Source organism: Blautia sp. HCP3S3_B11 (genome assembly GCF_052064435.1).
Lineage (GTDB): Bacteria > Bacillota > Clostridia > Lachnospirales > Lachnospiraceae > Blautia_A.
The window spans coordinates 48766-62999 of sequence record NZ_JBQHVP010000009.1 but is presented as its reverse complement, the minus strand read 5'-3'; the positions used below and the strand labels follow the sequence as shown (position 1 = coordinate 62999).

The window sequence follows — 14234 nt, the reverse complement described above, 5'->3', positions numbered from 1 at the left end:
GATGCATATAGACAATGTTGATTTGGAACATTTTCCTACGAATGAGGTTGCTCAGAGGCTCCTGACGTATGTGACAAGAGGCTGGTATGATAAATCATATGTTGCAAAATGGATCTTTGAAATTATCGGAGAAGAATTAGATACAGCGATTAAATCAACTGCGGAAATACAGAACCAAGTATTTCCGCAAACTGCGACATGGGGACTATATCTTCATGAGATAATGTATGGAATACCGATAAATCAAAAAGAACCAATCGAAGACCGGAGAAGGCAGATAACAAAATACAGAGACAGCACGATAAAATCTCCATTGAATCCGTATAGAATTGAAAACATAATATCATCTGTATATGGATTGAGATCTCTCGTGGTTGAGTATTGTGATAAATACATAATAGTTATAAACCTTTTGATAGATTTAAGCTATCTAATGAATATCGAATATATTTACCAGGTGATAGAATATGTTAAAAAAATCAAACCGTCTCATTTGTCGTTGTCAATTCGAGTTGGAATTGAACAAATAGTATGCCACAACATAGAAGATTTCATTTCGAAAGTTTTGCTTTTAAGGACACATTTCAGCTTGTGTAAAAAAGAGAAAATCAACATACGGATGCAGATACCGCTACCTCATATGCTGTTTTCTGAGAACATAGATGTCGCGGTGATAAGAAGAAAGGCTATGTGGCGTTTAGATGGCAACGAATTACTAGATGGTAAAAAACAACTGAATGCTTTGGAAGAAAAGGAGAAATTATAATGGAAGCAGTAATAACGGAAAAAGCCAGGGAAAAAATTCTTCAGGCAAGAATGGGGGTGAAAGCGCTCCCTAAAATTGTTGGTTTTGCTTTTGGGGATGGCGGGACTGATGAAGAAGGAAATGTGAAGATTCCTAGTATCACACAAACGATGTTGAACAGCGAATTACTGCGCAAGGAAATAGATAAATATGAACTCATTGATAATCTTACCTGCAGATATTTCTGCACATTGCAAGAAGATGAATTGGTAGGAAAATATATATCTGAAATTGCCTTATATGACGCAGAGGGAGATATAATAGCCGTAAAGAACTTTTTAAAAAAAGGAAAAGACCCAGAGTGGGAAATGACGTTTCAAATCGATGATTCGATGAAAGATTGACAATAACGATATTCGATATTTTTTAACGATTTGAGCATTAGTCTCGCCAAAAGTGATAATATCAATTTTCGATATGGGAGGTGACACATGGCGTATTATGATATTTCGGAGAATGTAATTTTTAATGAGAAAATCCGCAAATTAGAGGTAACAGATAGAGCTCATGCAGATGTTTTTAATTACGTATTTCAACAAATAATTAGCAATCAATTTTGCGAAAGAAAAGAGAGACAATTATTAGAAACTCAATTATCTGAGCGAATTCAAGGCTCATTGGAAGTGGCGGGTGCTGTTGATGCACGCTTGGTGGTGCTGAAGGAAAATGTTCTGCAGATTGCGATGGTTGTGCAGGCTATGACGGATGCAAAAGTCTTAGATTCGGATAATGTTGCAGTTGATTTGTTTGATACAGCAGACGATATAGTGCTGATATGCGGATCATATGACGCTGCAAATAAGAGGCTGTACGCATAATGGCAACAAGAAGAAGTGAGAGAACGCAAGGCGATCTGGAAGTAATTGTTAAAGCGAAGCAGATGGCCGCCCATACAGTGAGGATCACAAACAACACAAATTATTTCCCGAAAAGATTTCGTCTGACAATTACGGATAAGATTACAAATAAAGCATTCGAGATATTTACACTGCTGTATGAAACAAACGAAATTTTCCCCCGGACCAAGAAAGAATTTGAAGAAAGGCAGAGGAAACAGCGTAAGGCAATGGCCTGTTGCAGAACCCTTACTGCAATGATAGACGTTGCAGAGGAGTTGTTTCATCTTCCGGGAGACAAAGTTCGATACTGGACTCAGCTTGTAGTTGAGATTCGATATGCAACAGCTGCATGGTATAAAGCTGAATTGCAGACATTTGGCAAGAGATTTGCAGATATTGCGGAAACAAAACAAGAAATATTTATTACGGAGCTGGAACTTACATTTCTTGATATGGCGAAAGAAATAAAAATGCAGGCATGATTTTCTGCTTGGGGTAGAATCTGTTCCCCGAATGCCTCGAATTCTAACAATGCGCGCATTATCAACACTGACGGCTCACTCAACAACAACAATGCGTACAATGGCAACAATGGCGTTCGCCCCGATTTGCCGGACAAGTTTGACATAGTAAGCTGAAATAAGCCGAACACTGTACACCGGCCAAGGAGAATCTATCCCAGATCAAGATCAACATGATCGAATAAACGATTGCCGACATCCTGTACTTCTCATTTGAGGTACAGGACACGTACTCATGCGTATGCGGCATGAACTTCTTTAACAGGGAGTATTATTTATGACATATAAAAGAGATATAAGTGAGTATGATAACTTTGAAATTATTACAGATTATAATAATTTGTATGCGGCACATAAAAAATGCCGCAAAGGTAAGCTCTGGAAAGACAGCGTTGCCAGTTATGATCTAAGAGCACCGGAATGTACTCTGTATTTACAATCACTGCTTGCAAGAGGACAGTATAAAATTAGTGATTATCACCGATTTACTGTAAATGAACGAGGAAAAACAAGGCAGATCAAGAGCACGCAATACAAAGACAGAGTTGTGCAGAAAATATTAAATGACAACATAATTGTCCCTGCAATCCAGCCTACATTCTGCTATGAAAATTCCGCCAGTCAAGCTGAAAAGGGAACCAACTTTGCACTTGATCTTTTGAGACGACATCTGCGTGAAGAAGTTTCAAAACATGGAATTGGTGGCTATATTCTTATCTGCGATTTCTCGGGATACTTCGACAGTATTCGGCATGATGTGGTGAACGACATGTACAGGAGCTATTTTCATGATGCAAAACTGGTAAAACTAATTACTGACATTCACGCAAGCATTCCTGGCGGCATAGGCGTGCCGTTAGGCAATCAACTTAGCCAGAATGATGCGCTTATGATTGCAAGCCCGATGGACCATTACATAAAGGAACGATTGCATATAAGAGGGTATGGTAGATACATGGATGACTTTTACCTTATCCATCACGATAAAACATATCTGCAGGAATGCCTCGATAATATCCGTAGGATCACCAAAGAACTTGGTCTTACGTTGAACAGTAAGAAGACTAAAATATCACCAATGAAAGCCGGAATAGATTTTCTTGGCTTTCATTTTTATGTTACGGATTCAGGAAAAGTGATAAGCAGGATAAAAGCAAAATCAAAGTCAAGATGGAGAGAGAAAATCCGCAAACATAAGAAAAAAGTCTTATCAGGAGAGATGACTTATGAGCAGGCGAAAGAATCTTTTGATAGCAGGAAGGCACATGCTAAGAGGGGAGAATCTTATTACCTGATCCGCGATATGCAATTTTATTTTTATACAGTTTTTATGGACTATTTATCAGAAATAGAAAAGGCAGAGTACAGGAAACTGAAAAAAGAACAAAAATACAGAAATCACAAGAGGAGGAAAAGGAAAAATGGCAAAAACCTTGAGCAGTCTGCCAGTAGGGACGCTTGTTAAGGATGCGAATACCATTTACAATAACAAGCCGATCATCTGGAAGATCATGGAACATGGTCATAGCGGCGATCCCTCGGGCTCCACCGCGTTGGTAACAGAGAGACTTATAACACTGAAGTGTTTTGATGCGAGAGAACCAAACAACAGCGGTGACAGATACAGTTATGGAAACAATAGATACCTGCACTCAAATCTGCGCTTATGGCTGAACTCAGATGCAGCTGGCGGAAATTGGTATACGGCACAGCATAATGCTGACCAAGCTCCGACAAATGATTATGTGTGGAATAACAAAAATGAGTACGATCAGGAAGCTGGATTCCTGACTAACTTCAGCAAAAATATGAAATCTGCTCTTATGAGCGTGGCAAAAAAAACAGCCAAAAATACAGCCACTGACGGCGGAGGCTATGAAAATGTGTCTGGCAAGATATTCCTTCTGTCAAACACAGAAGTAGGTTTACCTAACGAAAACTCTATTGCTGAAGGCACGATTTATAAATTGTTTCAGACTGCAAGCAATAGACAGTGCAAGCCTACAGCAGAAGCTGTATCGAAGAGCGAGTATACAGATTCAAACCTGAATGTTAATAGTAACTGGTATTACTGGCTGAGAACCCCGTATGCCTCGTATTCTCACTGTGCGCGCATTATCGACACTGACGGCTCACTCAACTACAACTATGCGTACTATGGCAACAGTGGCGTTCGCCCCGCTTGTTGTATTTCATCTTCTATTCTTGTTTCTGACACAGCCGATACAGATGGAGCATATACGATACAGTGGAACGCAGCGCCTAAAATATCTACCGCCAGCGAAAACCTTGGAGATAAGAATGCACCGTTTGATGTGTCATTTACGATTAAGGATCCAGACGGAGATACAGTGACTGCAACTGTAAAACTAGATGGGGCAGAAGTAATGAATCTTAATCCGGTAAACCAGAGCCAGACCTATACTTATAGTATTTCGGGCAAAAAGCTCAATAGCCTAGCAGTTGGATTGCACAATATAACCATAACCGCAACAGACTCTTTCGGGAATGTATCAACGAAGACGATAGCATTTAAGCGTGTTGCGAGCAGTATAGTGATTTCCGGAAGCGATACCAACTTGGGATCAATATGGTCTGTGCCGGAATACTCATATACGGCAACAGATTCTCTTGGGAATGCTATCACCGTATATGAGTACCTAGATGACACATTGATCCGGACAGTCAATGATGCACATACAGCCGGAGAAATCACATTTGATTTTGCAGATGCGTTTAAGAGTGCTGCCCCGGAAGCTTCCCACACAGCTAAGGTAAAAGCAGTCAACAGCAGCGGAGCAGAGGTGTATAGGTATATTACATTCAAGAAAACGCCGGATAAGCTGTGTTTCGAAACAAAAGCGGTAGAAACGGATGCGCCTGCGCAGCGGATTATCGTAAGAATAAATTATGATAAAACCGGATCACCTGGAATAAAGGTTGAGGCATGCAATGATGCGACTGCAACTGATAAGCACTGGGAGGATATGACAGAAGAGTATCTCGCCAGTAAAGCGCATGATTTCACAAATGCGCCAGTATCTGGCTATGGTGTATCCATAAGAGTAACAATAAGCAAGACTGCCGGAATCGACAGGGTATACTGCGATGGATTTGGCTTTAGCTTCGACTAAAGAAAGGAGCATAGAATGTTAGTTATAAAAAAGGCTTCGCTAAAAATGAAGCGTGAAAAACAGGAATTGCCTGCAATACTGGAAAGAGCGATCACCGATCAGGAGATAGAAGATATCATCCATGAACAGGCAATCACAGATCTTGAACTTGATGTTCTTGAGTTACAGCAGAAAGTAGATCAGAATAAGGAGGAAGCATTATGAGTCATTCACCAAGATTCAAAATTTTAAAAGAAAGATATAAAAGAGGAGGCTGCACTAAGAGCCAGCTCAAGAGATTTGTAGAGCTTGGAGCATTAACTGAAGAAGAGTACGAAGAGATTACTGGTGAAGCATACTCTTTATAATAATATGTTTGGGAAGTTTGATAAAAAGAATGACAAAATTGCAGATAATAAGTAAACAATGGTCATTGATTTATGATCTTCTGCTTCTTAATAAGGGGGCGAGCGAAAGAACCCTTGATGAGATTGAACAGGATATGGATACATTGGAATTTCATTGTAGAAAGTATGTCGAAGCAGATGATGAAGAATTGATGGCATGAAAAGAGCCTGAGCAGGCTCTTTTTTTAATGGAGGTAAAACTATGTGTAGCCAAAGAAGCCCGCCGTAAGAGCAATATAGAAGTCTTAGAAATTAAATACGGAGGTATTGGAATGACGTTAAAAGAGATTTTGGAAGCTGGTGGGGGAATCCTTTTTGTTGTTCTTACATTAGTACAGGTAGCGCCAATTAAGGTAAATCCTTGGACAGCATTGGGACGATCAATTGGTCGCGTACTGAACAAAGAAGTCATGGACAAAATCGAGGAGGGAAACGCTAAGAATGCACGTTACAGAATTATTCGATTTAATGATGAGGTTAAGCATGATGTAAAACATACAGAGGAACATTTTGACCAGATTATTGAAGATATTGATACTTATGAAAATTATTGTAGCGATCATCCTCGCTTTCCAAATGGAAAAGCAGTTCATTCGATTTCGAATATCCGGAAGATTTATGATAAATGTAGTGACGAACATTCTTTTCTGTAAACACTGGAGGCGGCAGGTAAAATGAAAAAAAGATTAAAAAAGATAGTTTCGGCGATAAAGAAAGTCGGAACATTGAACCTGGTGCTGATGTTTGTCGGCGCTTTTTTTATATGGTTCAACTGGCAGATGATCTTGCTGTACAGACAGTGTGATAGCATGCCGGAAACATATGCCTGTGCAGTTGTGGCAGCAACCATTGGAGAGTGTGGCATATGCGGCTGGATTCGGACGAATAAAGACAAACAGCAGGATCGGAAATGGGAAAAAGAGGACAGGAAGAAGCAGGAACAAAACGACGCCAATATGGTAGAAAATGAGGAGGATTGAGAAAATGAAATTTAAAGAAGCATTTGAAGAGATGAAATCAGGAATTCCAGTAAAACTCCCGTCATGGGCTGGCTATTGGTGGTGGGATGAAGAATCCCAGACAATCCTTATGTACACAAAAGACGGTGGCTGTCTGGATATAAGAGAAACACAGAATGTGGAGTATACGCTTCAGAATATTCTTTCCGATGAGTGGGTTTATGCGGATAGTCGGAACTGCCCAATACTTGGTGGAGAAGCAACATTCTCCTTCGGAGAAGCAATTAAGTACCTGAAAAGAGGCATGAAAGTAGCAAGAAAAGGATGGAATGGAAAGAAGCAGTACATTCAGCTTGCAAGCGGAATCTCTTATAAAGCGCCTACCGGAGATATCGTGAACTGTGAACATGACGCAATCGGCAACATGGCAGTAGCTTTTGTCGGAACTTCTGGTGTACAGATGGGATGGCTAGCGTCACAGGCAGATATGCTTGCTGAAGACTGGGTATTTGCATAAGAAGAGGAGGATAAATTTATGACATTAGAATATTTTTTACTGTTACTTATGATTGTATCAATCTTTACCGGCTTAGTGACTGAAGGTATTAAGAAGTTGCTTGAAGAGTCAAAAAAAACCTACAAGGCAAATTTCCTTGCAGGAGGGGTGGCTGTAGTTTTATCAGTGCTTGTAGGAAGTGGATATATTATTTTGATGGATGCACAGATCAACAGCAAGATGGCAGTATACCTTATTGCGCTGATCCTGCTTTCATGGCTGTCTGCAATGGTTGGATATGATAAAGTCATTCAGTCACTTGGACAGATCAAACTCCCGAATAAGAACGAGTAGTTAGGAGCCTGTTTTAAGGCTTCTTTTTTGTGAGGTGGACTTATGAATAAGCAAAATATAACTGTATTGAGAAAAATACTGTACGCAGTGGAATCCGGAGATCAGGTATATGGTAAGCAGGATTATTCCTGCTTTGCCGGGGTCGGAGCGAACTGTAGCAATGAAAAAGCTATTACGATCGGCGCGGGCCAGTGGTACGCAGGAGAAGCAAAAGAACTGTTATACCGGATTCAGAGAGCAAATCCGAAGCTATTCAAAGACATGGATAATGCAGGTATGGAAAAAGACCTGCTGATGAAGAACTGGGATACATACGCCGTAACAGCAGAATCTGCGAAAGGAAAATGTATCGTAGACATTATCAGCACTGACTTGGGGAAGGAATGCCAGGATCAGTACATGGAAGACCAGATACAAGCGTATATTCCGATCATTGAAAAAGCATATGGAACCATGGAAGATTCAGCCATGATGGAATGTATTAATGTCCTGCACCAGGGTGGCTTTGACGCATTGAAAAGAATCTTGTCTAAAACTCCGGAACCATATACTGCAGACAAGATTTATGTAACACTGTGCCGGGATCCGGCAGACCCGACGCCGAACCAGGTAGGGGATTACACAGACAGGCAGAAAGCTGTCATAAACATGATTCATACATATGCTGATAGCACAGAGAAAGAAGGTATTGCAATGACTAAGACAGAAAAAGCAATAAGACAAATGGAGACATGGGCGAAAGATGATTCTCATGGCTACGATCAGGATTATCGTTGGGATGAAAAAGGTGATTTTGACTGTAGTTCCGCAGTAATACAGGCATGGCAGAACGCCGGAGTTCCCGTAAAAAGTTCCGGTGCGACATATACAGGGGACATGAAAAATGTCTTTCTCCGTAATGGATTCAAGGACATTACAGCAGATGTAAATGTAAAAACGGCAGCAGGACTTAAACGCGGTGATGTGCTGCTGAATGAAGCACATCATGTAGCCATGTATTGTGGAAATGGCAAAGAGGTAGAAGCCTCAATTAACGAGAAAGGTACCGCTCATGGCGGCAAACCGGGAGACCAGACTGGTAAGGAGTTTCTGATCCGGAGCTATCGGAACTATCCTTGGAATTGTGTGCTCAGGTATAGAGAGAATATTTTTTCCTCCGCTTCTGACACAGAAAAGAAGCAGAACGCAGTAGCCTATGTAGCGAGATTTACAAAGGACTGCAAATGCTACAGTGTAGCTGGTAAGACTCAGGCGAAAATGTTCCCAGTGATTAAAAAGAATGCGGTTGTAGATGTGATGAAATACACCGAAACCGTAAATGATAAAAAGTGGTATTTTATCCGGATTCCACATCCGACAGAAGGATTCGTAAGAGAATTTGTTCCGGCCGGATATTTCAAGAAGTTGATTTAAAACAGACGGCGCCTTCTAAAATCACATTAAAATATATCACATCAAAAGGAACTCTATAAAGACGGAGTTCCTTTTGAATAAACCTTCTAAAACAATTCCTTCCATATATTACTGCTATTTTTTTGTGTTCAATATGATAGGCTAAACAAGCTTCGTTTATCAAGATTTCGATAGGATATAGCCAAAAACGATATAATCTAACAATTTCCGTCATGTATTACCATTTTATGGTAATTTATAACGGAAGGAGCAATGGCATGATAAAAATTTTGCTATCGAAAAAGCTTGGGGAATTAAGACTTACTCAGGCGGACCTGGCAAGGGCGACAGGAATACGTCCTAACACTATCAATGAGTTGTACCACGAGCTCACGGAAAGGGTAAACCTTGAGCACCTTGATCTAATATGCGAAGCGCTAAACTGTGAACTAGACGAATTGATCATTAGGGTGCCGAACAAAGAAACGTCAGTTGTCCATACACGCCAGGGAACCCTGAAACCCAACAAAAAGATGTAGCCGCTGCAACGATTACATCTTATTAAAGAGGGGAATGTTATATCCCCCTCTTTAACTCATTTCTTTTAAATTATATTCTAACGAATCGTACAAATAATCTGTATCAAATCCCATATCTTTGTAACCTTGCAATACAGTTTCAACATAACGATTAGATGGTTTTCCCACAGTGGCCGAGTCAGGCAACAGATATATCATAGCCTTTTTCCTTGTACCGTTTTTTAATTGCACAAATACATTTTTCTTTCTATAAAATCTCGGATAGCCCTCATACAGATCAAGAGCCTTCTCGTTTTTATTATCGATATTCCAAACAGCAACAGGAACCCTACTTCCTTTTTGTCTTTTGACGGTCGCATAAGATCCTGTGCGGCTTCCCCTGTAAAGCAATTTCCAATTTATCAGATATCCGGTAAATGCGACTGTTGCTCTGGGACAACGGTATGACATTTGCTGTACATTGAGATTGCTACCGTATGCTACATATAACATGACATTCCCTTTCTCCCCGTCAAGCCGGTAGGACAGCTGATTTATAACTAAGCAACCTGTTCCGCTTTTGCATTTTCGCGAAGCTGTTTCATCATGTGAAGCCTGCAGGTTTTGAACTCGTCTCCGTAAAGTCCAAGTCTGTTTGTAAGGATGTTGTACATCAGAGTGACTTTTTTCTTTGCTGTGTATCCGTTCATGGATCTAAATACGACTTTGTCATCAGATTCGATGGACCATGCAGAGAGTGCTAAACAAAACTGTACATACGCTTTAATTTTTCCTGCATGAAGAGTGCTGTTAAAAAGTCTAAATTCAACAGTGCCTTTCTGGAAGAAGCTATGAAGATTCAATGCGTGGTATCTTGTAGAGTTATAATGCTGATGATTGATTCCACCACAGTATCCATCGTTTGCTGGGCTGTACCAAATTTTCTCAACGGAATCTGTTGTGATGTTTTTGTCTTTTTTCATTGTATCAAGTAAATTCTTGCAAACTGGCTGGCACCAACGATATTTTCTATCACCTACTGCAAGCGCATCGTAAATGATTTCCTGTCGGCTATACATGAAATTTACCAGACGGCGAAGAGATGTTGCGGTATGGTTCGCTCCGTCTACATGAATATGGATTCCGCATGAACTGTGAGGAACTCCGCCGATTTCTCTGAATTTACGGATGATTGCCTGCAATGTATCAAGGTCTTCGCATTTAAGAATCGGTGTTACGAATTCAACTCTGTATTCGTCTATGCTCTCAGTTCCAACTTTACGAATTGGATGGATTGAGCTGTCTCGCATTACCCTCCATTTTCTTCCCTGTGAATCCTGAATGGTTCTTGTCTGGTAACAAGTGTGATCTGGTCTGGAAGCTGTAGTTCCGATGATTTCTGCAACTGCATCAGCGGCCATCTTTCTTGAAATACCTGTAAATTCAACCTCAACACCGTAGTTCTGTTTCTTTAAAAGTTCTGACATATCATTTTCCTCCTATTATCTCTCAAACTTCGCACCGTCTATGCGAATGTTTGTTCTGCTGTTTATGTTTGTATATTACCATATGTACCGTACATGTCAATAGTTTATTGAAGAAAATCTCTAAAATAATGAAGAAAAATGTTGACAAAATGAAGATATAGTGATAAACTATAATTGTAGCAAGGAGATAGCAGGAAAGGAGTTAGAGAAATGGAAAAAGACATAATGACTACATTAGAATTTAAAACCGTTATGGAAATGGTCGTGTTGATCATCGAGAGCAGTAAAAATAAAGAAGAGGCACTTGAAAAAATCAAGAACCTCTCCATTTTAAAAGAAAATAATTAAGAACTAAGCGAATAGACACCGAGCGGACTCCGAAACTTCCTGCTTCCGCTCGGTACCTAAGAAAATAATAGCAGGAAGAAAAAAATAAGTCAACAGAAAGTTGGTGTATTATGATATCGTACAATCCGCTTTGGCACACGCTTCTTGATAGAGGTATGAATAAGGGAGATCTAAAAGACGCAACCGGATTAAGTTATGGGACTATGGCTTCTATGGGAAAGAACGAGCCAGTCAATCTGAAACAGATAGATAGAATATGTAAAGCTCTTAATTGCGGCATCAGTGATGTGATAGAGTATATACCTGATTAACATCACTGCAATAAATAATACGATTTATTTCCGTGATGTTAGAGTGATGTTTGGAACTATTGCAAATAATAATACAACGTGGTATATTTAATAAAAGTCCGCCTCTCTTATTTTATTTAATACATGATAACACGAAAAAGCGGCCTAGTGTTATTGAGTTTGAATAATGAAAAAATTCTGGAAACCCTTATAAACAGGGCATTTCCGGGCACAAGAAGTTCTATTTGATAACAAAATGATAACACCGGATATTTAGGTAGTATTTATCAGCAATCCGGTGGTTGTCAGGTAATATGTGTGAAACCAACAAAAAAGGTCTTACTGAATTGAGTGAAATCAATTTGGTAAGGCCTTTTTTCGTTGGTTTTTATGTTGTTTTTTTCGGGTAATTGTACCGCCACTGGTCATATTCTTCTTTGGTGATCTCCCCGGATTTTAGTTTTTCTGCCTGTTCCTGCCATGCGTAGAACATATCAAACATAGAAAGGTAGGTGGTTCCTTTGGACTTATCCAGCCGGAGACAGAGTTCTCCGTCAATTTCTCCAATATGAAGTCCGTAAAGGTCTTCTAATGTAAATAAGGTGTGCATCAGCCCAACATAACTGTCAATGTCCGGTACAGCGAGTGCATGAGGGGAGACCTCAAAAATGTCAGCCAGTGCATTCAGATAGTTTTCCTTTGGACTGCGAGAGCCTTTTTCGTACTGTGCAATGCGGACATCAGCCTGTGATTCGCTGAATCCCAGCTGTTGACCTAAATATTTCTGCGTGAATCCACGCAGAAGTCGAAAATGATGAATTCTTTCTCCTATTGCCATGCTCATATCTCCTGTCTTTTACTTGATAAATTGAGTATAGCATATATGTATAGTACAGACAAGGAGAAACCATACAAAAAAGTATAGAATTTTTGTTTTGAAACACTTGACCAATACAAAAAAGTATAGTATCATACGGACTATACAGAAATGTATAGTGAGAAACGAAGGAGGGATTTTACAATGAGTAAAATGTTTATGAATGTAAAAGAGGTCATGGAAGTTCTGGAAGTATCGGAATCCTACGCTTATAAGCTGATGAAAAGGCTGAACAGGGAATTACAGGCGATGGGATGCCAGACAATTGCAGGAAAAGTTGACCGGAAGTATTTTTACGAACAGTTCTACGGAACGAGATCAAACGATGGGAGGAATTAAGAATGGCAATTTACAAGACTGAAAGCAATAACACATGGTACGTTATGGTACGGTATCAGGACTGGACCGGCGAACGTAAGCAGAAATGCAAAAGAGGATTTGCAACAAAAAGAGAAGCTGCACAGTGGGAGCAGCAGTTCATACTCCAGAAGAAAGCCAGTATGGATATGGAACTGGAGAGCTTCTGCAAATTATATGAGGAAGATGTGAGACCAAGGCTGAAAAAGAGTACCTGGCTTACAAAGGAAAATATTATCAAGTCCAAGATTTTACCCTATCTGGGAAAAAGAAAGGTGTCAGAAATCACCGCAAAGGATGTTTTGGACTGGCATAATGAGCTTCGCAAATTGACAAGCAGGAAAGGAAAACCTTTATCCCCTACTTATCTGAAAACAATCCATGGACAGTTGAGTACGATTTTCAACCATGCGATCAAGTTTTATGATCTTAGCATGAATCCGGCAAGGAAAGCTGGCACAATCGGCTCAGAAGAAAGCAAGGAAATGCTCTTCTGGACAAAGGCAGAGTATAAACAGTTTTCAGAAGAAATGATGGATAAACCACTTTCCTACTATGCGTTCCAGTTATTGTACTGGTGCGGAATCAGATCCGGGGAGCTTTTGGCTTTAACTCCTGCGGATTTCGATTTCCAGAAGAGAACGTTGCGGATCAACAAATCCTATCAGCGTTTAAAGGGAGAAGATGTGATCAGCACTCCGAAAACAAAGAACAGTGTCCGTACTGTAACTATGCCAAAGTTCTTATGTGACGAAATGCAGGATTGTTTGAAGTTATATTACAGCCTGCAGCCGGATGACCGTATTTTCCCTGTAACTAAGTATTATCTGAACCATGAAATGGAAAGAGGATGCAAAGCAAGCGGTGTGAAAAAAATCCGGGTGCATGATCTCAGACACAGCCATGTCTCTTTGCTGATTAACATGGGCTATACAGCACTGGCAATCGGAAAAAGGGTTGGTCATTCAGCAGAAAAGATCACTTACCGATATGCGCATCTGTTCCCGTCCGTACAGCAGGATATGGCAGACCAGTTGGATGCAGAAAACATGAATGAAGAACCAAATGATAGGGAAGGAGGACTTGCGTATGTCAGCTAAATGTTTGGATAGACAGGGGCGTTGGAGAAATAAAACGGTAGCTTTTCGGGTATCACCGGAGGAGGATGAACTTCTGGAAACAGCGGTTAAATTGTCCGGTCTGACTAAACAGGATTATATTATCCGAAGATTGCAGGAAAAAGAGGTTGTAGTGACAGGAAATCCGAGAGTGTATAAGGCGTTGAAAAATGAACTGGCAAAGGTTCTGAATGAACTGAAACGTTTGAAAAAGGGTGATGATGTGCCGGAGGATTTACTGGAAGTAATCCGGCTGATCACAGTGACGATGGATGGCATGAAGGAAGAATAGAAAATGCCTTTAAGTGTCGGCAAACACCTAAAGGCAGAGATTTGGTAGAATACTCACCAAA

General features: G+C 40.2%; 22 protein-coding genes and 1 pseudogene. 20 read left to right on the top strand and 3 right to left on the bottom strand.

Features of this window, described 5'->3' with window-relative positions; translation table 11 throughout:
• Position 1: 1 nt before the first annotated feature.
• The 15 genes from ACTNC0_RS08690 (at position 2) to ACTNC0_RS08620 (ending at position 9425) form a co-directional block, all read left to right on the top strand.
• Positions 2-766 carry a putative phage tail protein gene (locus ACTNC0_RS08690; protein ID WP_441087048.1) on the top strand — a complete coding sequence of 255 codons (765 nt, stop codon included), beginning with the start codon at positions 2-4 and terminating at the stop codon, positions 764-766.
• Entirely contained in the window at positions 766-1149 is a 384-nt protein-coding gene (locus ACTNC0_RS08685) for a phage tail-collar fiber domain-containing protein (RefSeq protein ID WP_441087046.1), read from the top strand. The genes ACTNC0_RS08690 and ACTNC0_RS08685 overlap by 1 nt, the downstream gene beginning before the upstream one ends.
• A gap of 87 nt (positions 1150-1236) precedes the next feature.
• Positions 1237-1623, top strand: coding sequence for a hypothetical protein (locus ACTNC0_RS08680; RefSeq protein ID WP_441087045.1), 387 nt, complete (start codon positions 1237-1239; stop codon positions 1621-1623).
• On the top strand, positions 1623-2126 hold the full coding sequence (locus ACTNC0_RS08675) for a hypothetical protein (RefSeq protein WP_441087044.1): 504 nt from the start codon (positions 1623-1625) through the stop codon (positions 2124-2126). The genes ACTNC0_RS08680 and ACTNC0_RS08675 overlap by 1 nt, the downstream gene beginning before the upstream one ends.
• Positions 2127-2442: 316 nt before the next feature.
• On the top strand, positions 2443-3630 hold the full coding sequence (locus tag ACTNC0_RS08670; RefSeq protein ID WP_441087043.1) for a reverse transcriptase domain-containing protein: 1188 nt from the start codon (positions 2443-2445) through the stop codon (positions 3628-3630).
• Positions 3587-5299, top strand: coding sequence for a DUF6273 domain-containing protein (locus ACTNC0_RS08665; protein ID WP_441087042.1), 1713 nt, complete (start codon positions 3587-3589; stop codon positions 5297-5299). Before ACTNC0_RS08670 ends, ACTNC0_RS08665 begins: the two co-directional genes overlap by 44 nt.
• 15 nt (positions 5300-5314) lie before the next feature.
• Positions 5315-5503, top strand: a complete 189-nt coding sequence (locus ACTNC0_RS08660) for a hypothetical protein (protein ID WP_441087041.1) — start codon at positions 5315-5317, stop codon at positions 5501-5503.
• Entirely contained in the window at positions 5500-5646 is a 147-nt protein-coding gene (locus tag ACTNC0_RS08655) for an XkdX family protein (protein ID WP_441087040.1), read from the top strand. The genes ACTNC0_RS08660 and ACTNC0_RS08655 overlap by 4 nt, the downstream gene beginning before the upstream one ends.
• A 29-nt stretch (positions 5647-5675) precedes the next feature.
• Complete coding sequence (locus tag ACTNC0_RS08650) at positions 5676-5846, top strand: hypothetical protein (protein WP_441087039.1); 171 nt, start codon at positions 5676-5678, stop codon at positions 5844-5846.
• Positions 5847-5873: 27 nt separating this feature from the next.
• Positions 5874-6338, top strand: a complete 465-nt coding sequence (locus ACTNC0_RS08645) for a hypothetical protein (RefSeq protein WP_441087038.1) — start codon at positions 5874-5876, stop codon at positions 6336-6338.
• 21 nt (positions 6339-6359) lie between these two features.
• Positions 6360-6665 carry a hypothetical protein gene (locus ACTNC0_RS08640; protein WP_441087037.1) on the top strand — a complete coding sequence of 102 codons (306 nt, stop codon included), beginning with the start codon at positions 6360-6362 and terminating at the stop codon, positions 6663-6665.
• A gap of 4 nt (positions 6666-6669) precedes the next feature.
• The gene (locus ACTNC0_RS08635; RefSeq protein ID WP_118566517.1) at positions 6670-7161 is read left to right on the top strand and encodes a DUF2829 domain-containing protein; all 492 of its coding nucleotides are present in this window, start codon (positions 6670-6672) and stop codon (positions 7159-7161) included.
• 18 nt (positions 7162-7179) lie between these two features.
• Positions 7180-7494 (top strand): hypothetical protein, encoded by a 315-nt coding sequence (locus ACTNC0_RS08630; RefSeq protein WP_008704562.1) that lies wholly within the window; start codon positions 7180-7182, stop codon positions 7492-7494.
• A 42-nt stretch (positions 7495-7536) separates the two neighbouring features.
• Positions 7537-8907: an NlpC/P60 family protein gene (locus tag ACTNC0_RS08625; RefSeq protein WP_441087036.1), complete on the top strand. Its 1371-nt coding sequence runs from the start codon at positions 7537-7539 to the stop codon at positions 8905-8907.
• Between the two features lie 212 nt (positions 8908-9119).
• Complete coding sequence (locus ACTNC0_RS08620; protein WP_441087035.1) at positions 9120-9425, top strand: helix-turn-helix domain-containing protein; 306 nt, start codon at positions 9120-9122, stop codon at positions 9423-9425.
• A gap of 51 nt (positions 9426-9476) precedes the next feature.
• On the opposite strand, the gene ACTNC0_RS08615 is transcribed toward ACTNC0_RS08620, so the two are convergent.
• Positions 9477-9917: a gamma-glutamylcyclotransferase family protein gene (locus ACTNC0_RS08615; RefSeq protein ID WP_441087034.1), complete on the bottom strand. Its 441-nt coding sequence runs from the start codon at positions 9915-9917 to the stop codon at positions 9477-9479.
• 47 nt (positions 9918-9964) lie between these two features.
• On the bottom strand, positions 9965-10891 hold the full coding sequence (locus ACTNC0_RS08610; RefSeq protein WP_441087032.1) for an amidoligase family protein: 927 nt from the start codon (positions 10889-10891) through the stop codon (positions 9965-9967).
• 210 nt (positions 10892-11101) lie between these two features.
• Between ACTNC0_RS08610 and ACTNC0_RS08605 the strand changes: the two genes are divergently transcribed.
• Together ACTNC0_RS08605 and ACTNC0_RS08600 are read left to right on the top strand one after the other, a co-directional pair.
• The gene (locus ACTNC0_RS08605; RefSeq protein WP_021650062.1) at positions 11102-11239 is read left to right on the top strand and encodes a hypothetical protein; all 138 of its coding nucleotides are present in this window, start codon (positions 11102-11104) and stop codon (positions 11237-11239) included.
• A gap of 110 nt (positions 11240-11349) precedes the next feature.
• A complete protein-coding gene (locus ACTNC0_RS08600; protein ID WP_021650061.1) occupies positions 11350-11550 on the top strand; it encodes a helix-turn-helix domain-containing protein in 201 nt (66 codons plus the stop codon).
• A 370-nt stretch (positions 11551-11920) separates the two neighbouring features.
• Here the strand turns inward: ACTNC0_RS08600 and ACTNC0_RS08595 are convergent.
• Positions 11921-12367 (bottom strand): annotated as a pseudogene (locus ACTNC0_RS08595) (helix-turn-helix domain-containing protein); the annotation flags it as partial.
• Between the two features lie 183 nt (positions 12368-12550).
• Between ACTNC0_RS08595 and ACTNC0_RS08590 the strand changes: the two are divergent.
• Genes ACTNC0_RS08590 through ACTNC0_RS08580 form a run of 3 tightly spaced genes read left to right on the top strand, consistent with a single transcriptional unit; the run spans position 12551 to position 14173 of the window.
• Positions 12551-12745, top strand: a complete 195-nt coding sequence (locus ACTNC0_RS08590) for a hypothetical protein (RefSeq protein ID WP_005611072.1) — start codon at positions 12551-12553, stop codon at positions 12743-12745.
• 2 nt (positions 12746-12747) lie between these two features.
• A complete protein-coding gene (locus tag ACTNC0_RS08585) occupies positions 12748-13863 on the top strand; it encodes a site-specific integrase (protein ID WP_055261453.1) in 1116 nt (371 codons plus the stop codon).
• Positions 13853-14173, top strand: coding sequence for a plasmid mobilization protein (locus tag ACTNC0_RS08580; RefSeq protein ID WP_022092899.1), 321 nt, complete (start codon positions 13853-13855; stop codon positions 14171-14173). The genes ACTNC0_RS08585 and ACTNC0_RS08580 overlap by 11 nt, the downstream gene beginning before the upstream one ends.
• Positions 14174-14234 lie beyond the last annotated feature (61 nt).